Below are 21,732 nucleotides of genomic sequence, written 5' to 3' on the forward strand. Positions count from 1 at the left end.
CGCAGAGGGGGGAGGGAAAGGTGCGGTGCCCCTCACGATTCCACCGCCCGGCCCTTGAGGGCGAACAGCCCGCGCGGGCGCTTCTGGATGAACAGGATGATGAAGATCAGCAGGGCGATCTTGGCCAGCACCGCGCCGAGATACGGCTCGGCGAGCTTGTTGGCGACGCCGAGCGTCAGGGCGGCGACCAGCGTGCCCCAGAGGTTGCCGACGCCGCCGAACACCACCACCAGGAAGGAATCGATGATGTAGCCCTGGCCGAGGTTGGGCGAGACGTTGTCGATCTGCGACAGGGCTACGCCCGCGATGCCCGCGATGCCGGAGCCGAGGCCGAAGGTCATGGCATCGACCCACGGCGTGCGGATGCCCATGGCCGCGGCCATGCGCCGGTTCTGGGTCACGGCCCGCGTCTTGAGGCCGAAGGAGGTCTTTCGCAGCACGAACAGCAGGCCGAGGAAGACGGCGAGGGAAAAGAGCACGATCCAGAGCCGGCCCCAGGTGATGGCCATCCCGAACAGGTCGAAGGTGCCGGTCATGAAGGGCGGCGAGCCGACCTCCCGGTTCGTCGGCCCGAAGATCGAGCGCACGGTCTGCTGCAGCACGAGGCTGACGCCGAAGGTGGCGAGCAGGGTCTCCAGCGGCCGGCCGTAGAGGAAGCGGATGATGAAGCGCTCGATCAGCACGCCGACCGCGCCCGCCACCAGGAAGGCGGCCGGGATGCTGAGCGGCAGGGCCCAGCCGGCTAGGGCGGGGGCGTGGGTGCGCAGCGCGTCCTGCACCAGGTAGGTGGTGTAGGCGCCCAGCATCACCATCTCGCCGTGGGCCATGTTGATGACCCCCATCACCCCGAAGGTGATGGCGAGCCCGATGGCTGCCAGCAGCAGCACGGAGCCCAGCGAGATCCCGTACCAGACGTTCTGGAGGGCCGCGATCACGGCAAGCCGCGTCTCGATTGCCGCGATGCCGCGGGAGGCTGCCGCCTTCACCGCCTCGCTCGGATCGGCGGTCGAGAGCCCGCGCAGGATCGCCATGGCGTCGCCGTCGCCCCGCGCCTGGATCGGTGCGATGGCCGAAAGCCGCTCGGATTCCCCGGTGCCGGGCCGGGCCAGGAGCGTGGCGGCCCGCGCCTCGGTGAGCGTCCGCTTGACCCCGGCATCGGGCTCCTTGGCGAGTGCCGCCTCGATCGCGGGAAGCGCTGCCGCGTCGCGGGCCTTGAACACCGCGTCGGCGGCCTCGCGGCGCTTGTCCGGGTTGGGGCTCGCGAGGTTGAGTTGCCCTTGCGCCGCGTCGATGGCGCGGCGGACCTTGTTGTTGGCGCGCACCGGCTTGAGGCCGTCCGCCGTGGCCGGCGCGCCCGTGCGGGCGTCGACCAGGCCCGCGCCCTCCTTGAGGAACAGGGCCTTGTCGGCGGGCCGGTACAGCAGCCGGCCGTCGGCCAGCGCCCCGAGGATCGCCCCGGCGCGCGGGTCGCCGCTGGCCGCCAGCCCGACGATGCCGGCCTCGATGTCGCCGTAGCTGTCGCTGGCGAGCTTGTCGTAGGGCGCCTGCGCGAGCGCTGGGGCGGCCAGCAGGCAGAGGAGCAGGGCGAGGAGGCGGAGGAGCATCGGCCCGTTCAGGCGGGAGCGCGGGGGCCTCTCCCGTGCGGGAGAGGATGCGGATGGTGGGCCGGGGGGCGTGTCCCCTCCCCTTTGTGGGGAGGGGTAGGGGTGTGGGTGGTTCAGAAGGGACCGCTGAGCCTCATCCGGCACCACCCCCACCTCCGGCTCCTCCCCGTCGGGGGGAGGAGAGAGGCGTCGTAGGACGAAGAACGTCGGCGCTCAGGCGCCCCCGCACTTCTTGGTCTTGGTGTTGTAGTTGCCGCAGTTGAGCTTGACCCAGTCGGCTTCCAGGTCCTTCGAGCCCTCGAGCTGCTTCGACCAGGCCTCGCCGGGGATCAGCTCGTCGGTCTTGAACACCACGTCGAACTGGCCGCCCTCCTTGATCTCGCCGATGAAGACCGGCTTGGTGATGTGGTGGTTGGCCAGCATCTTGGCGGTGCCGCCGGTGAGGTTCTTCTGCTCGGTGCCGGGCAGCGCCGCGATCACCTTGTCGGGGTCGGTCGTGCCGGCCTTCTCCACCGCCTTCACCCACATGTTGAAGCCGATGTAGTGGGCCTCCATCGGGTCGTTGGTGACGCGCTTGGCGTTCTTGGTGAAGGCGTGCCACTGGTCGATGAACGCCTTGTTCTCGGGCGTGTCGATCGACATGAAGTAGTTCCAGGCGGCCAGGTGCCCGAGCAGCGGCTTGGTATCGATGCCGGCCAGTTCCTCCTCGCCCACCGAGAAGGCGACCACGGGGATGTCGGTGGCCTTGATCCCCTGGTTCGACAGCTCCTTGTAGAACGGCACGTTGGCGTCGCCGTTGATGGTCGAGACCACGGCGGTCTTCTTGCCGGCCGAGCCGAAGGCCTTGATCGCGGCCACCCGCGTCTGCCAGTCCGACTGGCCGAAGGGGGTGTAGTTGATCGAGATGTCCTCGGCCTTCACGCCCTTGGACTTGAGGTAGGCCTCCAGGATCTTGTTGGTGGTGCGCGGGTAGACGTAGTCCGTACCCTCCAGCACCCAGCGCTCGACCTTCTCCTCCTTGGCGAGGTAGTCGACGGCCGGGATCGCCTGCTGGTTCGGGGCGGCGCCCGTGTAGAACACGTTCCGCTCGCTCTCCTCGCCCTCGTACTGGACCGGGTAGAACAGGATCGAGTCGAGCTCCTTGAACACCGGCAGCACGGACTTGCGCGAGACGCTGGTCCAGCAGCCGAATACGGCCGAGACCTTGTCCTTGGCGATCAGCTCGCGGGCCTTCTCCGCAAACAGCGGCCAGTTCGAGGCCGGGTCGACCACCACGGCCTCCAGCTTCTTGCCGAGCACCCCGCCCTTCTTGTTCTGCTCGGCGATGAGCATCAGCATCGCGTCCTTGAGCGTCGTCTCGGAGATCGCCATCGTCCCCGAGAGGGAGTGCAGGATGCCGACCTTGATGGTCTCCTGCGCCTGCGCGGTGCCCGCCGCCGGCCCACCGATGGCCAGTGCGCCTGCGAGCGCGGCCGCCGTGGTCCAGTTCTTCCAGATCGTCGTCATTCCACCCCTACCCGCTTCTTGCAGCTGGCCAGGCACAGCAAGCGATATGCCAGTGCGCGACGATCCGTCCGTCCGCCTCCATGGAACCGGCCGCGCGTTGCCGGTTCTTGCGGCAGGCCTGCCGATCCGGTCATCGATCGCCGACGAGGGGGGCAAATTGCTTACCAATTAGGCAATTCGCGGAGGGCTGCGATGCCGGATGGCCGATCCCTCCCGGTCGCGTTCCCGGCAGAGCCCTGCTATGGCCCGCCCTGCCGAGGATGTCGGCCCCGCCCGACCAGGGGTCCGGCAGTCCCGATCGGTTGGAAGCAGGATGTCCGGGGAGCCGCGCGCAGCGATGACCGAGGCCACGGACGAGTCCGCGCGGATCGCGATCCTCGGCGCCCCGATCGAGGTCGGCACCAGCGAACCCGGCGCCCTGATGGGTCCGGCGGCGCTTCGCACCGCCGGCCTCGTGCGCACCCTGCGCGACCTTGGCCGCACGGTCCTCGACCGGGGCGACGTGGTGCCGGACCTGCCCGCCGGGGCGAGCGGCCTGCCCGCCGTCACCGCCTGGACGGCGGCCCTGTCGCACGCCGTGGAGGCGGCGCTCGACGACGGCGCCCTGCCCCTGGTGGCCGGTGACGACCACAGCCTGTCGCTCGGCTCCGTCGACGGGGCGATGCGCCACTGCGCCCGCTCGGGCCGTCCGCTCTTCGTGCTCTGGCTCGACGCGCATGCCGATTTCAACACCCCCGAGACCTCGCCCTCGGGCAACCTCCATGGCATGCCGCTGGCAGCGCTTTGCGGCGAGCCGGGCTTTCCCGGTCTGTTCCCCGAGCCGGACCGCCCGCCCCTCGACCCGGCCCATGTGCATCTCTTCGGCCTGCGCTCGATCGATGCGGGCGAGCGCGCCCTGGTCACGGCCCGGCGCGTCGAGGTCACCGACATGCGCGACATCGACGAGTTCGGAGTTGTGGCCCCCTTGCGCCGGAGCCTGGAGCGGGTCGCGCAAGCCCGCGGGCACCTGCATGTGAGCTTCGACGTGGACTTCCTCGATCCCGCGATCGCGCCCGGCGTCGGCACCACGGTGCCGGGCGGGGCGACCTTCCGCGAGGCGCACCTCATCATGGAGATGCTGCACGATTCCGGCCTCGTCCGATCCCTCGACGTAGTCGAACTGAACCCGTTCCTGGACGAGCGCGGTCGCAGCGCCCGCGTGCTGGTGGAATTGGTGGCGAGCCTGTTCGGGCGACGCATCCTCGACCGGCCGACCCCGCCGATCCAGGCGGTGCCCCCCGGCTCCGCCGTCCGCGGCTGACCCGGATGCAGGGAGGGGATGCGCAGGCCGAATCCGGCCCGGCGCGGCAGCGCTCGGTCGGCAGCGTCGCCTTGTGCGTCGGGCCCGCCGGCGGCCCCGAGGGCCCGACGCGCATCCTGGACCTTGCCGAATCCGGCCCCTCGCGCCTGCGCTTCCCGCGGATGCGAGAGGCCGAACTGGAGGCGGTCCTTGTCAACACGGCCGGCGGCATCGCCTGCGGCGATCACTTCCGCGTCGCCCTCGACCTCGCTGAAAATGCCCGCCTCGTCCTGACCACGACCGCGGCCGAGAAGATCTACCGTTCGGACGGCCCGGTCAGCCGCGTCGAGAACCAAGTGAGGCTGGGCGCCGGCGCCCGGCTGGCCTGGCTGCCGCAGGAGACGATCCTGTTCGACCGGGCGCGGATGGCCCGCCGCTTCGAGGCCGACCTCGCCCAAGACGCGAGCCTCCTCGTGTTCGAGGCGGTGGCCTTCGGCCGCCATGCCCGCAACGAGGCCGTGGAGCAGGGCCTGTTCGAGGACGTCTGGCGGGTGCGCCGGGGGGGCCGCCTCGTCTACGCCGACACGCTGCGCCTCGACGGCCCGGTCGCGGCCCTGCTGGCGCGGGCCGCCATCGGCGGCGGGGCGCGGGCCTGCGCCACGCTGCTCGACCTCTCCCCCGGCGCGGAAGGCCGCCTGGAGGAGGCCCGCGCCCGGCTCGACGCGGCCGGCGCCGGGGCGCCGAGCCTCGAGGCCGGTGCCAGCGCCTGGAACGGCCACCTCGCCGTGCGCCTCCTCGGGCCGGAGATCGGCGCACTGCGCAGCCTCGCCGCCCGCTTCCTCGCGGGCTACCGCAGCAGCCCGATGCCGCGCGTGTGGCAGAGCTGAGCCTGGGCCGGCAAGCCGATGGCGACCGCCGCCGGGCGACACGCGGCAGGCCGGTGGCGGGAGGGCGTCGCGGCGCACGTTGACGCCGTGCTTCGCAAGGCCATAGTGGAGGCGTGCCACGGAGGGCCCGGGGCTGCGGCCGCGCAGGCCGGAAGCCGGGTCGAGCACACGACGGGAAGGGTGGCCGAGTGGTTTAAGGCAGCGGTCTTGAAAACCGCCGTGGGGGCAACTCCACCGTGGGTTCGAATCCCACCCCTTCCGCCAGAATCCATCGATCGATCAGGGACATCGGCCTTCCCGGACCATCTGCCCCACCCGCGGACGATGCGCCTCCCCTGTCTGTGCGGGAGAAAGACGAACCCATACCCCTTGTTGAAGAAGCCGCTCGGCGGCGCGGCCTGTGGATCGATCGGGCATCGGCCGAGGTCGCGGCGCGGGTCCGGAGACCGGCCCGTTGCGGCGGCCGAACCCGTCCGGATGCGTCTTCCGGAGCCTGACAACATGCTCCACAAGCTTGGCTATCGTCCTTCCGGGAGGCTCACGCTCCAGGGGCAGGCCACCACCGTGGGTTTTATCGAAGGGCTACACCAGCAACTTCGGCTCACCTTCCCGCATGCCCAGGTCCGACCCCTCCTGCTCGCTCAGCGTCTCGTCCGTGGAGACGATCTCGTTGAAAGCCAGGCGATTGCGGATGCAATCCTCGGCCGCTCCCTGGGAACATGCCAGAACGGCGTACCGTTGTTCTGTCGATATGGTAGGATAGCCTAAAGATACGGCAACTCTAACAACATAGACCATCATCGAACTCACCGTCGAATAAAACAAGCTGCGACTTATGGAGCGTCGTGCTGCTTGCTTTTGGAGATATGATTCGGGCGATTTCGTTCGCTCGACTCGTTATCGACGTGTTCGGCAGTCTCTCGACCATCGACGCCATGATTTCGCTTCGCAATCTCGCGCCCGAGCGACAACAGGAGCAACCGGGACGCGAGTTTCATCTCCTCGGACCCGTGCGCCATGACGGCTTCATGTGCCTCCAGGCAGGCGTCGGCCAGGGCATCGAATCGAGTTCGTAATTGCATCTCTGGATTGTATTCACCTATTTGAGGGTTGTAGTCAAATGTACGCAACCGTACACGCCTGCGTTGTATTTTTCCTGCGATGGACAATTCGATTGGCCGCAATTTATATGGGATTTCCGCCACCCGGCTTCGTAAAGGCACACGATGCTTGATCTGAGAGATGGATCGACGACGGGCGAGGGAGCCGATCGTTCACATCGAATTCTGCTCGCCCTATCGGCGGCTCTCGATTGCCGGATCGCCGATCTCTTCAACGACGGTTGCGACAGTGATCTGGGCCGTGTCGCGGAGTTGCTCCGGCTCTGGACGGCGACGCCGGCCGGACCGGGACGGCACCGCATCCTCGCCGTCGCGCGCCAGGAGGCGATGCGTCCCGTGACATCCACGGCAGCCGAGTAGGCGTCTCCCACGAAGAGCCCGCCGCGCCATCGCGGGGCGGGGACGGACCCGGGGTCATCGACGGTCTTGCGCGGTGCCCGAGCCCGGATGGTCCCGGGTCGGCGGGTACGGCCGTTTCCGGGCCGACGTTCCCGACGCTGGAGGCCGGGCCGGCCACGACTTCCGTCGGCGTGCCCGGCCGCGCGAACGGGCCCGTCCCCGGTGCCAGGTCGCGTCGAGGTGGAGGCTGCGAGGCCGGGATAGGGTCATGTGTGCGTCCACACGAGGCATTCGATTGGAAACCCGACTGCAATCATCGCCCCGCCCCACGCACTTCTCCTGCAATGCGCGGCCTTCAGACCGAGGGTGTCCCCGGCGACCTGCCGGACGGACGCAGCCAAGCAGGAGATCACGATGTCCATTCGCAAGACCGTCACGATGGCGGTCACCGCCCTCACCCTCGGCACCGCCGTTGCCGCCCCCGCACAGGCCATGGGCTTCGGCGGCCTCGCGGCCGCCGAGATCCTCGGCGGCATCGCACTCGGGTCGGCCGAGGTCGCGCCGCGGCGCGCCGTGATCGTCGAGCACCGCTACGTCCGGAAGGGCAACCGCCTGCAATATTGCGGCTGCGTCGTCCGCCACGTCCGCGTCTACCCGTGACGTGGTCTGCGGCGCGCCGGCCCGACAGAGCGACCGGACGCGCCCGATTGCCCCGAAGAAGTGGCACCGGGGCCGTTGCCGGGAGCGCATCTCCTCTGCTAGAGACCGCTCCTCCCCGCACCGGCCGCCCGGCGCGCGGGGTTTCGCGAGGCGCCCTCCGGGCGATCGCGCGACGTGGGGCCTCGTGGCGGAGTGGTTACGCAGAGGACTGCAAATCCTTGCACCCCGGTTCGATTCCGGGCGAGGCCTCCATATCTCCCATCCCCTCCACTTCAACGCCCCGGCCGCATGACGTGCGGGCGTCGGCTCGGGGGCTCGGATCCGCCTCAGGCCAGCCGATGCAGGAACCGCTCCCGCACATCCGTCCGCTCGGCGTCGAGCTGGGCGATGAGCGTCCGGGCGTCGGGCAGGCCCATCGCCACGGCAAGCCGCGCCATCGCGGCCGGGGGGGCCTGGCTCGCCTCGCCTTCCACCATCAGCCGCTGCCAGTGGTGCACGTCGTCGAACAGGCGGTAGGCCGCGACCAGGCGCGCGGCCTCCGCCTCCGGCAGCAGCCCGGCTTTTGCTGCCCGGTCCAGCACCGCGGGAGCGTCGAGCCCGACGAGGCCGGGGTGCTCGGCGGCGTGGGCCAGCACCAGGGCCTGGGCCAGGAAGTCGAGGTCGAGGAGGCCGCCCGGCGCGCGCTTGAGGTCGAGGGGGCCGTGGTCGCCCTTCTCCTTGGCGACGAGGTCGCGCATCGCCCGCACTTCGGCATAAAGCGCCGCGCGGTCGCGGGGACGGCACAGGGCCTTGCCGATGGCGGCCTCCACCTCCGCGGCGAGGGTCGCGTCGCCGCAGAGCACGCGGGCGCGGGTCAGGGCCATCTCCTCCCAGGGCTCGGCCTCGTCCCGGAGGTAGCTGCGGAAGCTGCGGAATTGCGAGGCGATCATCCCCTGCCCGCCGCCGGGGCGCAGGCGCAGGTCGATCTCGTAGAGGCCGCCCCGGCGGGTGGGTGCGGTGAGCGCGGCCACGAGGCGCTGGGTCAGGCGGTTGTAGGCCACCGCCGCGTCCAGGGGGCGCGGCCCGTCGCTGGTGCGGTCCTCGGGGTCGAAATCGTAGAGCACCACGAGGTCGAGGTCGGAATCGGCCGTGAGCTGGCGCGAACCCAGGCGGCCGAAGCCGAGGAGGACCATGCGGCCCCCCGGCACCCGGCCGTGCTCGGCCCAGAAGCCCTCGGCCACCGCCGCGAGGCTCGCCGAGACCGCGGCCTGCGCGATGCCCGAGAAGGCGAGCCCCGCCCCTTCCGGCGTGAGGATGCCCGAGAGCAGCCGCGCGCCGGTGACGAAGCGCAGTTGCCGGGCGGCGTCGCGGCTGCGGTCGAGGAAGTCCTCGTGGGCGGCCGGCGTGCCGACGAGGGCGGAGAACTGCGCGGCCAGCGCGCCCGCGTCCGTCGTCGGCTCGACGAAGGCGGGGTCGATCACCGCGTCGAGGACGTGCGGGCTGAAGGCGACGGTGTCGGCCAGCCGCGGGGCCGTGCCGAGCAGGTCCGCGAAGAGCAGCCGCAGCCGCTCGTGCGAGCGCAGGATGGTCAGCAGTTCCACCGCCGCCGGCATCCGCCCGAAGGCGTTGTCGAGTGCCGCCAGCGCTGCGTCCGGGTCCGGCGTGCCGGAGAGCGCCTGGATCAGGGCGGGGACGAGTTCGGTCAGGACCTCGCGGGCCCGCGGGCTGCGCACGGCGGGCCGGCGCCCGAAATGCCAGCCGCGCACGGTCTCCACCGTCCGCTCCGGCTCGCGGAAGCCGAGTTCGCGTAAGGTGGCGAGGGTGGCCGGGTCGTCGTCGGCGCCGCTGAAGACGAGGTCGCCCACCGCCGCCGAGAGGTCGGGGGCGGCCTCGAACAGCAGGGCGTAGTGGGTCTGCACCCGCCGCGCATGGTGCAGCAGGGTCGCCTCGAAGGCGGGCAGGTCCGCGTATCCGGCAAAGTGCGCGAAGCGGGCGAGATCGCCGGCGTCCGTGGGCAGGCGCTGGGTCTGCTCGTCGCGCACCATCTGGAGGCGGTGCTCGATGCCGCGCAGGAAGGCGTAGGCGGCGGCGAGTTCGTCGCGGGCGGCGGCGTCGATCCAGCCCTCGCGCTCCAGTTCGCCGAGCATCGGGACTGTGCGGCTCCCGCGCAGGCCCGGGCGCCGGCCGCCGAAGACGAGCTGCTGGGTCTGGACGAAGAACTCCACCTCGCGGATGCCGCCGCGCCCGAGCTTGATGTCGTGGCCGGCCACCGCCAGGGTGTCGTGCCCGCGCACCGCATGGATCTGCCGCTTCATCGCGTGCACGTCCGCGATCGAGCCGAAATCGAAGTATTTGCGCCAGATGAAGGGGCGCAATTCGGCCAGGAACCGCTCGCCGACCGTGATGTCGCCCGCGATCGGCCGGGCCTTGATGAAGGCGGCCCGCTCCCAGTTCTGGCCGACGCTCTCGTAATAGCCGTAGGCCGCGTTCAGCGAGAGGGCAGTCGGCGTCGAGCCGGGATCGGGGCGCAGGCGGTAGTCGACCCGGTGGACGTAGCCGTCCCCGGTCCGGTCCTCGAGCAGCCGGGCCGCGCCCTGCGCCAGCCGGCTGAAGAACGGCGCCGGCTCCAGCCCCGGCTTGAGGGGGGCAACCTCGGGGTCGAACAGCACCACGAGGTCGATGTCGCTCGAATAGTTCAGCTCCTGCCCGCCGAGCTTGCCCAGGCCCAGCACCACGAGGCCCGAGCCCGCCTGCGGCGCGGCCGGGTCTTTCGGTAGGAAGCGCCCGAGGGAGGCGGCCTGGGCGAGGAGGGCGTCGAGGGCCGCCGAGACGGAGGCGTCGGCGAAGTCCGAAAGGGCCCGCGTCACCGTCTCCAGGGGCCAGAGGCCGCCGATGTCGGCGAGCGCCACCAGCAGGGCGTGGGCCTGCCGGTTCCGACGCAGCGTACGGCCGACCGCGTCGAGGTCGATCGCGCCGTCTACGGCTCGGCCGGCGGCGCGCTGGGCGGCCACGATCCGCGCGCTCGATTCCTCGGGGGCGGTCTCCAGCAGGCCGGCCAGCCGCTCCGGCTCGCGCGCGGCCAAGTGCCAGAGGAAGGGCGAATGGTCGGCGAGCCCGAGTAGGAGCCGGCGCACCGGTTCGTCCAGCAGTCCGGCGGGCAGCGCGGGTGCGATCTCGGCCAGCCGGGCCTCGGCGCCGTGCGGGTCGGAGAGGACGGGCGCCGCGGCAAGGCGTGCCCGCAAAGGTTCGTGCGTCATGCCGACCGGCCCTCCCCGTCCGAGCGCGCTCTCGATCCGCTGCGGCGTCCGGACCGGACGCCCCGCGGCTGGCCGCTTCGTCGGGGTTAAGGATAGGGCGACAGGGCGGCGGGCGCGATATCAGCGGCCCGCTTCGGTCTCCACCAGGATCTCGCGCTTGCCGGCATGGTTGGCCGGGCCGACGATGCCCTCGATCTCCATCCGCTCCATGATCGAGGCGGCGCGGTTGTAGCCGATCTGCAGGCGGCGCTGGATGTAGCTGGTGGAGGCCTTCTGGTCGCGCAGCACCACCTGCACCGCCTGCTCGTAGAGGTCGCCCCCGGCCTCGCCGAAGGAGCCCTGGTCGAACACCGCCCCGTCCATCTCGATCTCGCCGGCCCCAGCCTTGCCCTTGGGGGCGTCCTCGCTGCCGTCGTCGGCGGTGACGGCGTCGAGGTAGCTCGGGCGGCCCTGGCGCTTGAGGTGGGCGACCACGCTCTCGACCTCCGAGTCCGAGCAGAACGGCCCGTGCACGCGGGTGGTGCGACCGCCGCCGGCCATGAACAGCATGTCGCCCTGACCGAGCAGCTGCTCGGCGCCCATCTCGCCCAGGATCGTGCGCGAATCGATCTTGCTCGTGACCTGGAAGGAGATCCGGGTCGGGAAGTTTGCCTTGATCGTGCCGGTGATGACGTCGACGGACGGGCGCTGCGTCGCCATGATCAGGTGGATGCCGGCCGCGCGCGCCATCTGCGCCAGCCGCTGGATGGCGCCCTCGATGTCCTTACCCGCCACCATCATCAGGTCGGCCATCTCGTCGACCACGATCACGATGTAGGGCAGAGGGTTGAGGTCCATGGCCTCGTCCTCGTAGATCGCCTCGCCGGTCTGCCGGTCGAACCCGGTCTGGACCGTGCGCGTCAGGACCTCGCCCCGCGCCCGCGCCTCGGCGAGCCGGGCGTTGAAGCCGTCGATGTTGCGCACCGCGATCTTGGACATCTTCTTGTAGCGCTCCTCCATCTCGCGCACGGCCCACTTCAAGGCGATGACCGCCTTCTTCGGGTCGGTGACGACGGGGGAGAGGAGATGCGGGATGCCGTCGTAGACGGAGAGCTCCAGCATCTTGGGATCGACCATGATCAGGCGGCACTCCTCCGGCTTCATCCGGTAGAGCAGGCTGAGGATCATGGTGTTGATGGCGACCGACTTGCCCGAGCCGGTGGTGCCGGCAACGAGTAGGTGGGGCATCCGGGCGAGGTCGGCGATGATCGGCTCGCCGCCGATGTTCTTGCCCAGGCACAAAGCGAGGCGGTGCTTGGTCTCGACGAAGTCGGCCGAGGCCAGGAGTTCGCGCAGGTACACGGTCTCGCGCTTGGCGTTCGGCAACTCGATGCCGATGGCGTTGCGGCCGGGCACCACGGCGACGCGGGCGGAGACGGCCGACATCGAGCGGGCGATGTCGTCGGCCAGCGCGATCACGCGGGAGGACTTGGTGCCGGGCGCCGGCTCGAGCTCGTAGAGGGTGACGACGGGGCCGGGCCGCACGGCCAGGATGTCGCCGCGCACGCCGAAATCACTGAGCGTGGCCTCCAGCAGGGTCGCATTCTGCTCGAGGGCGTCGGCCGAGACCAAGCTCGCCTGCGACGGGCCCCGCGGCTCGGCCAGCAGGTCGAGGTCCGGGAGAGCGTAGTCGTCCGGGTGCATGGCCGGCGGCGGCGGGCGCCGGGCCGGAACGGGCGCGGCGGCCGGCGCCGAGACGCGGGCGCGCGCAGCCTCCGCCGGCACGGGCTCGGGCATGGGGCCGGTCTCGGGGCCGTCCGCGTGGCTGTCCTCGGGCTCGTCGTCCTGGGTGACCGGCACGGAGCGGGGCGAGGGGCGCGGCGCCTCGAAGACCGGTTCGCGCCGGACCGCGTCGCGGACCGCCTCCGGCTGGTGGCCGGCCCAGGGCAGGTCCTCGTCGGAGAAGGCGCGCCGGGCGGCGAGCGCCGGGGAGGCGCCGGCATAGGCGTCGGCGGGGCCGGCGCGCCGGGCCCGCCACGCGTCGAGCCTGTCACTGAGGGCGGCCCGGCCCTGCATCACGGCCTGTGCCAGGGCGCCGAGGCCGACGAGGCCGAGGCCCGGCTCGTCCGTGTCCTCGCGCCCGTCCGGCCGGTACTGGGCACGCCGCACGGGCTCGCGGGGCGCGTAGGGCACCGGCTCGGCGTCGTCGTCCAGGCTGGCGCCCACCCGGCAGGCGCCGGTCAGGCTCAGGATCGCGATGCCTGCGTAGGCGAAGCCGACGAGGGCGGCCGCGCCCGAGGAGATCGCCCCGACGATGGTGCGGGCCGACGACATCAGGGCGTCGCCCGCCACGCCCCCGAGGCCGGTGGGCAACGGCCAGCGGGCGGTGGGCGGCAGGGCGCTGGCGACCGCGCTCGCGGCGCAGAAGCCGATGATCCACAGGGCGATGCGCATGCCGCCCCGCGGCAGGTCGCGCTCGCGGATCAGGCGGATGCCCCAGAGCGCCGGGGGCAGCACGAAGGCCAGCGACCCGAGCCCGAGGATCTGCATGGCGAGGTCCGAGACCACGGCACCGGGCTGGCCCAGGACGTTGTGGGCCCGGTGGTCGGTGGCGTGGTTGAGGCTCGGATCGTCGATCGACCACGTCGCCAGGGCCACGGTGAGCGCCACGGCGCCCGTGAACAGGACGAGCCCGCCGAGTTCCGTCAGCCGCCGCGCCAGGAACGGGCGCAGGGTGTCGACGAAGGTGTCGTAGGGCGACGCGGAGCGGCGGAGCGAGCGCATGACGGACCGGACGCTAAGGAAACTTGGCCTCGACGCTACCGGCGACGCGTTAACGGCCGTTTAAGGTTGAGGAAGCCTGACCGGGGCCGACCTCCGGATGGCGTGCCGCGGTGCGCGAAAGGGTGCAAAACCGGCCCGGTTGTGGCAAGAGGCCGCCATGCGGATCGACGGACAGCCCTACCGGACCATCTTCCCCGACGCGGACGGCATCAGCGTCCGGGTGATCGACCAGACCCGCCTGCCCTTCGCCTTCGAATTGCAGCGGCTGGCGAGCCTGGACGACGCGGCCCGCGCGATCCGCACCATGGTGGTGCGCGGCGCGCCGCTCATCGGCGTCACCGCCGCCTACGGCCTCGCCCTGGCGATGCGCGAGGATTCCTCGGCCGACGGGATCGACCGCGCGGTGGCGCAGCTGGCCGCCACGCGCCCGACCGCGATCAACCTGCGCTGGGCGCTCGATCGGGTGGCCGGCAACCTGCGCCAGATCCAGCCGGCCGAGCGCTTCGGCCGCGCCTTCGCCGAGGCCGGGCGGATCGCGGAGGAGGACGTGGCCAATTGCCGGGCCATCGGCAACCACGGCAGCCGCATCTTCACCGACCTCGCCCGCGAAAAGGGCCGGCCGCTCAACGTGCTGACCCATTGCAACGCCGGCTGGCTCGCCACCGTCGACTGGGGCACGGCGCTGGCTCCCATCTACGTGGCCCACGAGGCCGGCGTGCCCCTCCACGTCTTCGTGGACGAGACCCGGCCCCGCAACCAGGGGGCGGCGCTCACCGCCTTCGAGCTGAACGGCCACGGCGTGCCCCACACGGTGATCGCCGACAACGCGGGCGGCCACCTGATGCAGCACGGGCAGGTGGACCTCTGCATCGTCGGCTCGGACCGGACCACGGCCGCGGGCGACGTCTGCAACAAGATCGGCACCTACCTGAAGGCGCTGGCCGCCCACGACAACCGCGTGCCCTTCTACGCGGCGCTGCCCTTCTCCACCATCGACTGGACGCTGAACGACGGCGTGGCCGAGATCCCGATCGAGGAGCGCGACGGCCGCGAGGTCAGCCACCTCACCGGCCGCCTGGCCGACGGCACCTTCGCCACGGTGGAGGTGGTCTCCCCCGGCAGCCCCGTCGCCAACCCCGCCTTCGACGTGACCCCGGCCCGCCTCGTGACCGGGCTGATCACCGAGCGGGGCGTCTGCGCCGCGAATCCGGAGGGGCTCCTGACCCTCTACCCCGAGCGCCGGCAGGCGGCGTGAGGCAGGCGGCCGGAGGCCGACGCCCGGGGGCGTAAGGGACTTTTACGGGATCATCAGGATGGCGCCGGCGACGCGCCGGGCCTCGGCCGCCTCGTGCGCGTCCGCGACCCGCTCCAGGGGAAAGCGCGCCCCGATGTCCACCCGCACGTGACCCCTGCCGATGGCGTCGAACAGGTCGGCGGCGTTGCTGCGGAAGGTCGCGGCATCGGCGTTGTGCGGGAAGACCGAGGGCCGCGTCAGGAACAGGCAGCCCTTCTTGTTCAGCAGTTCGGGCTCGATGGCCGGCGCGGGGCCGGAGGCCGCGCCGTAGGACACGACGAGCCCGAACGGGGCGGCGCAATCGAGCGAGGGGATCAGGGTGTCCTTGCCGACCGCGTCGTAGACGACCCGCGCCTTGCGTCCGTCCGTGGCCGCCAGGAACGCCTTCGGCCAGTCGGCGTCGTTGAGGTCCACCACGGCCTTGCAGCCCGCCGCGAGGGCGGCCTCGCGCTTCCCCGGCGATCCGGTCGTGCCGATGACGGTGGCGCCGAGCGCGGTGGCCCACCGGGTCAGGATCTGGCCGACGCCGCCCGCCGCCGAATGGACCAGGAGGAGGTCGCCGTCCCGGACGGCGTGCGTCTTCCGCAGCAGGTACTGGGCCGTCATGCCCTTGAACAGGAGCGAGGCGGCGGCCTCGTCGCTCACCATGTCCGGCAGGACGACCAGCTTGTCCGCCGGGACGTTGCGCCGATCCGCGTAGGCGCCGACGCCGGCATTCATGTAGGCGACCCGGTCGCCGACCGCGACGCCGGTCACGCCGGACCCGACGGCCTCGACGAGCCCGGCCGCCTCGAAGCCGAGCCCGGTCGGCAGGGGCAGCGGGTAGGCGCCCTTGCGCTGGTAGACGTCGATGAAATTGAAGCCGACCGCCGTCTGGCGGATCTGGGCCTCCCCGGCAGCGGGCTCCGGCAGGTCCCCGGCCGTGAGCGACATGACCCGAGGCGGGCCGAATTCCGTGAGCACCACACTGCGTCTCGCCGACATGCTCGTCTCCCTGGATGTGCCGGTGGCCCGGTAGCACGGCTCCGCCCGGAGGTCGGCACCGGCCAGCCGTTCTCGATCCCGTCCGGTGGACGTGCCGTGGCCCGCGAGGGGACTTCGGGACGCAGTCATCGGAGAACCAGCCGGGCGCTTCGGTCGCGCCTGATGTCGGCCGCAGGCCGTCCCGAATCCGAAGGTTCGGCGGCTCAGGTCACGGCGTTGGTGCGGCGCCAATCGGCGATGACGCCGTCGAGCCGGACCTTGGCCGTGACCCTGGCCTCCTCGAAGCTGCCGTAGCGCGCCGGACAGCCCTCGAACCGGGCACCGGACTTCTTGATCCACCACTGGAACAGGCCGGCCGTGAAGGTGTCGCGCCGGATGTCGATCGAGAACGGATGCGCCTTCACGGCCGTGTCCGTTCGCGCGGCCCGTGAGCCCTGCCGGGCGTTGCCGGGCAGGGCCTGGCCCTGGTCTCGAACATGGATGGCCCTCGCCGGGGAAAGCCCGGATGCGCCAACCTAGACCCTTTGATCCATGTTAAGAAGGGGCCGCCAACGCAGGTCCCCCGCTCACGGCGCCCACTGCCAGAACACCGTGCTGTCGAAGGCGAAGACCGGCGTGCCGTGCTGGTTCTCGGCGGTGTTGTGGGCGAAGGCCAGGCCCCAGCCGGGGCGGGAGGCGGAGGCGCGCTTGTCGGTGAGGCGGGTGCGGTAGCGCAGGGTGTCGCCCGCGTAGACGGGGGCGAGCCAGCGCATGTTCCGGAAGCCCGGCGAGGGGCCGAGCATCGGGGCGGCGCCGCGGGCGGCGGTGTAGGCGTGGTCGCGGGCGCGGGTGGCCAGCAGCCGCTTCATGTAGGCCGCCGCCGTGTGCCAGCCGGAGGCGCACAGGCCCCCGAAATGGGTCTGCCGGGCGCCCTCCGGATCGAGGTGGAACACCTGCGGGTCGTAGGCGCGGGCGAAGGCATTGATCGATTCGGCATCGAAGGCGTAGGCGCCGAGATCGCGGGTCGCGCCGATCTCGGCCTGCCCGAGGAAGGGCATGGCCTCGGCGTCCTCCGGCTCGGCCACGGGCGCGGGCTCCCCGGTCTCGACAGGGCGCGGGGCCGCGGGCTCCGACCCCCGCTTGGCGAGCATGATGGTGAAGGCCTGCGTCATCACCGTCTCGGCCCGGTCGTTGTCGAGGCTCACGGTGCAGGTCACGAAGCCGCGGTCGGGCTTCGAGGCCGAGGCGCGGCATTCCGTGACGCGCAAGGTCAGGGTCAGCCGGTCGCCGGGCAGCACGGGCGTGAGCCAGCGCAGTTCGGTGATGCCCGGCGAGCCCAGGGACGAGTGCCCGCGCATCGGGCCGGCGTGCAGCAGGCGCATGCCCAGGGCCGCCGTGTGCCAGCCCGAGCCGATCAGCCGGCCGGCGAAGGTGTCCTTGGCCGCCGCCTCGTCGAGGTGGAAGGGCTGCGCGTCGAACTCTTGGGCGAAGGCCACGATCTCGGCGCGGCTCACCGTCGTCGGCTCGCCCACGATCACGTCGCCGGGGGAGAAGTCCTCGTAATGCAGGCCTGACATCGCAAGACGCTCAGTTGGCGAAGCGGAAGTGCAGCACGTCGCCGTCCTGCACGATGTACTCCTTGCCCTCGAGCCGGAGCTTGCCGGCATCCCGCGCCCCGGCCTCGCCGTTGAGCGACGTGTAGTCCTTGAAGGCGATGGTCTCGGCGCGGATGAAGCCCTTCTCGAAGTCGGTGTGGATCACGCCCGCCGCGCCCGGCGCGCGGGTGCCCCGGGTGATCGTCCAGGCGCGGGCCTCCTTGGGGCCGACCGTGAAGTAGGTGACGAGGCCCAGAAGGTCGTAGCCGGCCCGGATCACCCGGTTGAGGCCGGGCTCGGCGAGGCCCACCGCCTCCAGAAACTCACCCTGGTCGGCCCGCGGCATCACCGCGATCTCGCTCTCGATCTTGGCCGAGACCACCACGGCCACCGCGCCCTCTTCCTTCGCCCGCGCGAACACGGCCTGGGAGTGGGCGTTGCCCTGGTCGGCATCGCCCTCGTCCACGTTGCAGACGTAGAGCACGGGCTTGGCCGTCATCAGGCCGAGCTGCCGGAACAGGAATTCCTCGTCCGGCTTCCGCTGGACGAGGCGGGCCGGCTTGCCCTCGCGCAGCAGCGGCAGGGCCCGGTTGACGAGGTCCAGGAACTCCTTGGCCTCCTTGTCGGCGCCGCGTGCCCGCTTCTCCAGGGCGATCATCCGCTTTTCCAGGCTCTCGAGGTCGGCCAGCATCAGCTCGGTCTCGATGGTCTCGATGTCGGCGGCCGGGTCGACCTTGCCCTCGACGTGGGTCACGTCTCCGTCCTCGAAGCAGCGGACCACGTGGGCGATGGCGTCCACCTCGCGGATGTTGGCCAGGAACTGGTTGCCCAGCCCCTCCCCCTTCGAGGCGCCGCGCACCAGCCCGGCGATGTCCACGAAGGTCAGCCGCGTCGGGATGATCTCCTTCGATGACGCGATCCGGGCGAGGTCGTCCAGGCGCGGATCGGGCACCGCCACCTCGCCGACGTTCGGCTCGATGGTGCAGAACGGGTAGTTGGCCGCCTGCGCCGCGGCCGTCTGCGTCAGGGCGTTGAAGAGGGTCGACTTGCCGACGTTCGGCAGGCCGACGATGCCGCATTTGAAGCCCATGATCTGTCCTACGAGTCCGCCATGACCGTTTCGGGGTCGACCCGGAACGGGTTCACGATCGTCGTGCCCTCGACCTCGCGGCCGTGCTGATAGTCTTCCGAGAGCAGGTACCGGCACTCGGCCCGGATCGCCGCGCCCAAAATGACGCAGTCCCACCACTGAAACCCGGTCTGCTCGCGCAAAGACCACGCGGCGGCGATCAGCTCAAGGTCGGTCGCGCCGTGGGACCAGGTCTCCAGCGCCAGGGTCGTCCGGCGCGCCTCCTCCGGGTCGATCGGCAGCCGGCCGCGCAGGATGACGGCGTGGAACTCGCCCAGCACCTGCGGACTGACCACGGCGGCCTCGCGCTTGGCCAGCAGGTCCAGCCAGCGCCGCGCGACCGCCTGCTTCTCCGGAAAGCGGTCGTCGCGGGCGTAGAGGAGGACGTCGGTGTCGATGAAGACGCGCTCAGTCGTCGTCATAGATCTGGTCGCGCGTCGGTGCGTTGCCGTTTTCGTCGAGGAGGTGGAGCGGCGGTCCCGACAGGAAACGCTCCAGGGCTTCCACCTGCGTCAGGGGGCGCCCGACGCGCCGCTCGACGGTCTCGGCGATGTACTTCGACAGGCTCTTGCCCTCGGTCGCGGCGGCGATGCGCGCGCGCTGCAGCACCGCCTCGTCCATCGTCACGGTCACGTTCTTCATGGCGGCCTCCGGCCCCTCGATATCGTGTCCTCGTGTTTTCGTGTCAATTCTTCTCGCCCGGCCGCTTCACGTCGGCCCAGCCGCGGCCGACCATCGCCAGGTGCACCTTGTTCTGGAAGCTCTCGTTCTCGCCGGACGCCAGCACGGGTGCGTTGTCGGCCAGCGCCCGGCACAGGTCCTCGACCCAGGGTTCTTCGGATTTGCCGAAGTCGTTGAGCACGAAGGCGTGCACGAGGGCCTTGTCGCCTGGATGCCCGATGCCGAGACGCACCCGGCGGTATTCGTTGCCGCACTGGGCCGTGATCGAGCGCAGGCCGTTGTGCCCGGCATTGCCGCCGCCGAGCTTCACCCGGAGCTTGGCCGGGGCGAGGTCGAGTTCGTCGTGCAGCACGATCACGTCGGAGAGCGCGATCTTGTAGAAGCGCTGCGCCTCCGAGACCGAGCGGCCGGACTCGTTCATGAAGGTCTGGGGCTTGAGCAGGATCGCGCGCTCCTGGCCCAGCACCACCTCGGCCGCCTCCCCCTGGAAGCGGCGCCGGAACGGGCTCGCCCGGTGGGCGTGCGCGATCGCGTCAATGGCGAGGAAGCCGATGTTGTGGCGGTTGCGCGCGTAGCGCTGGCCCGGATTGCCCAAGCCCACGATGAGCCGCATGGGGAGACACCCATCAAACGAAAAAGGCCCCGGCCGCGGGGCCGGGGCTTCGGTGGACGGATCGCGCGGGAGGCCTTCGCGGCCTCCCCCGACCCTTACTTGGCGTCGTCGGCCTTCTCGGCCTCGTCTTCCTCGGCGGCGGTCTCGGCTTCCGCCTTCTCCTCGGCGGCCTCCGTGGCCTGCGCCTCGGCGATGGCGGCCTCCTCGGCCTCCACCTCGGCGCCGAGCACGGTCGGCGGCACGATGTTGGCCACTTGGTCGGTCGGCTCGCCGGTATAGGTGCCGACCGGGATCTTGATGTCGGAGACGTGGATCACGTCGCCGATCTCGCGGCCGGTCAGGTCCACCTCGATCGCGTCGGGGATCTGGTCGGGGGCGACGTCCAGCGCCAAGGTGTGGGCCACGACGTTGAGGGTGCCGCCGAGCTTCTTGATGCCGGGGGCCTCGTCCTCGTTGACGAAGTGCACCGGCACTTCGACGACGATGGTCTGGCCGGCGACGACGCGCAGGAAGTCGACATGCAGCGGCACGCCCGTGACCGGGTCGAGCTGGAAGTCGCGCGGGATCGCGCGGGTCTTCCGGCCGCCGGCATTGATCTCGAACAGCGTGGTCTTGAAGCCGCCGGCGTAGATCAGGGTGCGGGTGCGGACGAGGTCGACGGCGATGGCCTGCGGCTCCTGACCGCCTCCGTAGATGACGGCGGGAACCTGGCCCTGGCGACGAACGGCCCGGGCGGCCCCCTTGCCGACCCGGTCGCGTGCCACGGCCTCAAGCGGCTTGACTGCGCTCATGGCGTGATCCTTCAGTGTGATGCGATAGACGAGGAACGACAAAGGCCGCCCGAAACGGACGGCCGAACCGAACCTCGCGCGCCCGTGCCTCCAAGGGTGTCTGGCGGGCGTGGGCGGGTCCATACAGGGCTTGGGCAGCGAAGGCAACGTCGCCGCCGGTGCCTCCGCGGCGATCCGGTGCCGCGTGCGGAGCCGGACACCGCCCGGCGGCTCACCGGCCATCGCCGCGCGACCGGCCACGGCCGGCCCTTGCGTCGACGGCCCCGCGTGCCTTACGAACCGCCCTCCAGGGGCGGTTAGCTCAGTTGGTAGAGCGTCTCCTTTACACGGAGAGGGTCGGCGGTTCGAGCCCGTCACCGCCCACCAGTCTCTTCAGGGGCTCGGCCTGAACCCGCTGACCGGCCCGTCTCGATCGTAAGCCTATACCCGAGGCCGCAGCCCATCCTGCCGGATGCCTGCGGCCCGCCCGGATCAGGACTGCCCGCCTGACCTCTTGCCGGTCCGGCCGACGCGGCCCGCGGACGACGACGGCGCGGACGTGCGCTCGGCGCGCCGACTCGGCGCCGCGCTGCCCCGTTTCCGCTGCGAGGGGGGCCGTCCGTGCGGCTGGGCGCACGCCGGAGGCGTTCCTCCGTCGAACCAGGCCCGAATGGTTTCGTCCGTCCGCCCCACGGCCCTGCACAACTGCGCCCGGTCGAAGCCGAGCGAGTAGAGCATGAATCGATCGGGAACCGGGGCTGCATCGAGCATGACGAGGGATGCTCCGAGATCGGTCGCCGTCTCGATCACGCATCCCATATGGGTGTGCTCGTCGATCGAGATGAATCCGAACGTCTCTTCGGCCGCAGGCATCGGGTAGTCCCAGGGCATATCCGACATGTGATCTCCCTTTCCGTGACTTGGGATCGGACGTTACGAGCCTGGGATCATTCCCTCCATTCACTACCAACCAATCAAAAATTTCAATCGGAAAGCGCATATCACAACCAATGGTTGTAATTTGATGGCTGCGTCGGAGAGCCCCCACGGGAGGCCACGCGCCGCGCACCTGCTCATCGTGGGGCGCCTCGAGGGCGGCAACGTTTCGGAAGGCGGTCCGATCGCCGGCGGCCGTCGTCCAAGCCGATGGGCCGGGATCGCAGGCCCGCGCAGTCAAGCCTACGCGGCCCGCACCGTCGCGAGGAAGCCGCCCACCGCGGTGCGCAGGTCGCCCGCCTGACGGGACAGGTCGCTCGCGGCCGAGAGCACCTGGGCCGAGCCGGCGCTCGCCG

Annotated in this window: 19 protein-coding genes and 3 tRNA genes; 9 read left to right on the forward strand and 13 right to left on the reverse strand. The window is 71.1% G+C overall.

Going from position 1 to position 21,732, the window contains the following annotated elements; translation table 11 throughout:
- Window positions 1–32: 32 nt before the first annotated feature.
- Entirely contained in the window at window positions 33–1,604 is a 1,572-nt protein-coding gene (urtB, locus tag COGEMETH_RS08145; protein ID WP_238182103.1) for an urea ABC transporter permease subunit UrtB, read from the reverse strand.
- Window positions 1,605–1,817: 213 nt separating this feature from the next.
- Window positions 1,818–3,110: an urea ABC transporter substrate-binding protein gene (urtA, locus tag COGEMETH_RS08150; protein ID WP_238182104.1), complete on the reverse strand. Its 1,293-nt coding sequence runs from the start codon at window positions 3,108–3,110 to the stop codon at window positions 1,818–1,820.
- Window positions 3,111–3,423: 313 nt separating this feature from the next.
- On the opposite strand from urtA, the gene rocF reads away from it, so the two are divergent.
- The 7 genes from rocF to COGEMETH_RS08185 all read left to right on the forward strand — a co-directional run bounded on the left by rocF (window position 3,424) and on the right by COGEMETH_RS08185 (window position 7,648).
- Window positions 3,424–4,410 carry an arginase gene (gene rocF, locus COGEMETH_RS08155; RefSeq protein WP_373875331.1) on the forward strand — a complete coding sequence of 329 codons (987 nt, stop codon included), beginning with the start codon at window positions 3,424–3,426 and terminating at the stop codon, window positions 4,408–4,410.
- 5 nt (window positions 4,411–4,415) lie between these two features.
- Window positions 4,416–5,276 carry an urease accessory protein UreD gene (locus COGEMETH_RS08160; protein WP_238182106.1) on the forward strand — a complete coding sequence of 287 codons (861 nt, stop codon included), beginning with the start codon at window positions 4,416–4,418 and terminating at the stop codon, window positions 5,274–5,276.
- Between the two features lie 174 nt (window positions 5,277–5,450).
- Window positions 5,451–5,540: transfer RNA gene (locus COGEMETH_RS08165), tRNA-Ser, on the forward strand.
- A 581-nt stretch (window positions 5,541–6,121) separates the two neighbouring features.
- Complete coding sequence (locus tag COGEMETH_RS08170) at window positions 6,122–6,352, forward strand: hypothetical protein (RefSeq protein ID WP_238182107.1); 231 nt, start codon at window positions 6,122–6,124, stop codon at window positions 6,350–6,352.
- A gap of 150 nt (window positions 6,353–6,502) precedes the next feature.
- Window positions 6,503–6,757 (forward strand): hypothetical protein, encoded by a 255-nt coding sequence (locus COGEMETH_RS08175; RefSeq protein WP_238182108.1) that lies wholly within the window; start codon window positions 6,503–6,505, stop codon window positions 6,755–6,757.
- Between the two features lie 393 nt (window positions 6,758–7,150).
- Complete coding sequence (locus COGEMETH_RS08180; protein WP_238182109.1) at window positions 7,151–7,396, forward strand: hypothetical protein; 246 nt, start codon at window positions 7,151–7,153, stop codon at window positions 7,394–7,396.
- Window positions 7,397–7,574: 178 nt separating this feature from the next.
- Window positions 7,575–7,648: transfer RNA gene (locus COGEMETH_RS08185), tRNA-Cys, on the forward strand.
- Between the two features lie 74 nt (window positions 7,649–7,722).
- On the opposite strand, the gene COGEMETH_RS08190 is transcribed toward COGEMETH_RS08185, so the two are convergent.
- Together COGEMETH_RS08190 and COGEMETH_RS08195 are read right to left on the reverse strand one after the other, a co-directional pair.
- Window positions 7,723–10,632, reverse strand: coding sequence for a bifunctional [glutamine synthetase] adenylyltransferase/[glutamine synthetase]-adenylyl-L-tyrosine phosphorylase (locus COGEMETH_RS08190; protein WP_238182110.1), 2,910 nt, complete (start codon window positions 10,630–10,632; stop codon window positions 7,723–7,725).
- A 120-nt stretch (window positions 10,633–10,752) separates the two neighbouring features.
- Window positions 10,753–13,395: a DNA translocase FtsK gene (locus tag COGEMETH_RS08195; protein ID WP_238182111.1), complete on the reverse strand. Its 2,643-nt coding sequence runs from the start codon at window positions 13,393–13,395 to the stop codon at window positions 10,753–10,755.
- 157 nt (window positions 13,396–13,552) lie between these two features.
- On the opposite strand from COGEMETH_RS08195, the gene mtnA reads away from it, so the two are divergent.
- Entirely contained in the window at window positions 13,553–14,650 is a 1,098-nt protein-coding gene (gene mtnA / locus COGEMETH_RS08200) for an S-methyl-5-thioribose-1-phosphate isomerase (protein ID WP_238182112.1), read from the forward strand.
- Between the two features lie 42 nt (window positions 14,651–14,692).
- Here mtnA and COGEMETH_RS08205 read toward each other — a convergent pair whose 3' ends face one another.
- The 8 genes from COGEMETH_RS08205 to COGEMETH_RS08240 form a co-directional block, all read right to left on the reverse strand.
- Window positions 14,693–15,673, reverse strand: coding sequence for a quinone oxidoreductase family protein (locus COGEMETH_RS08205; RefSeq protein WP_238182113.1), 981 nt, complete (start codon window positions 15,671–15,673; stop codon window positions 14,693–14,695).
- A gap of 203 nt (window positions 15,674–15,876) precedes the next feature.
- Window positions 15,877–16,077 carry a hypothetical protein gene (locus tag COGEMETH_RS08210; protein WP_238182114.1) on the reverse strand — a complete coding sequence of 67 codons (201 nt, stop codon included), beginning with the start codon at window positions 16,075–16,077 and terminating at the stop codon, window positions 15,877–15,879.
- 162 nt (window positions 16,078–16,239) lie between these two features.
- A complete protein-coding gene (locus COGEMETH_RS08215; RefSeq protein WP_238182115.1) occupies window positions 16,240–17,229 on the reverse strand; it encodes a MaoC family dehydratase in 990 nt (329 codons plus the stop codon).
- A gap of 10 nt (window positions 17,230–17,239) precedes the next feature.
- On the reverse strand, window positions 17,240–18,337 hold the full coding sequence (gene ychF, locus COGEMETH_RS08220; protein ID WP_238182116.1) for a redox-regulated ATPase YchF: 1,098 nt from the start codon (window positions 18,335–18,337) through the stop codon (window positions 17,240–17,242).
- 8 nt (window positions 18,338–18,345) lie between these two features.
- Window positions 18,346–18,798, reverse strand: a complete 453-nt coding sequence (locus COGEMETH_RS08225) for a PIN domain-containing protein (RefSeq protein WP_238182117.1) — start codon at window positions 18,796–18,798, stop codon at window positions 18,346–18,348.
- Complete coding sequence (locus tag COGEMETH_RS08230; protein ID WP_238182118.1) at window positions 18,785–19,018, reverse strand: hypothetical protein; 234 nt, start codon at window positions 19,016–19,018, stop codon at window positions 18,785–18,787. The genes COGEMETH_RS08225 and COGEMETH_RS08230 overlap by 14 nt, the downstream gene beginning before the upstream one ends.
- 43 nt (window positions 19,019–19,061) lie before the next feature.
- Window positions 19,062–19,670, reverse strand: coding sequence for an aminoacyl-tRNA hydrolase (gene pth, locus COGEMETH_RS08235; RefSeq protein ID WP_238182119.1), 609 nt, complete (start codon window positions 19,668–19,670; stop codon window positions 19,062–19,064).
- Window positions 19,671–19,765: 95 nt separating this feature from the next.
- Window positions 19,766–20,461, reverse strand: a complete 696-nt coding sequence (locus COGEMETH_RS08240) for a 50S ribosomal protein L25/general stress protein Ctc (RefSeq protein WP_238182120.1) — start codon at window positions 20,459–20,461, stop codon at window positions 19,766–19,768.
- 290 nt (window positions 20,462–20,751) lie between these two features.
- Between COGEMETH_RS08240 and COGEMETH_RS08245 the strand changes: the two genes are divergently transcribed.
- Window positions 20,752–20,827, forward strand: a tRNA-Val gene (locus COGEMETH_RS08245).
- 105 nt (window positions 20,828–20,932) lie between these two features.
- On the opposite strand, the gene COGEMETH_RS08250 is transcribed toward COGEMETH_RS08245, so the two are convergent.
- On the reverse strand, window positions 20,933–21,340 hold the full coding sequence (locus tag COGEMETH_RS08250; RefSeq protein ID WP_238182121.1) for a hypothetical protein: 408 nt from the start codon (window positions 21,338–21,340) through the stop codon (window positions 20,933–20,935).
- Window positions 21,341–21,732: the final 392 nt, after the last annotated feature.

Source organism: Methylobacterium trifolii, from assembly GCF_022179685.1.
Lineage (GTDB): Bacteria > Pseudomonadota > Alphaproteobacteria > Rhizobiales > Beijerinckiaceae > Methylobacterium > Methylobacterium trifolii.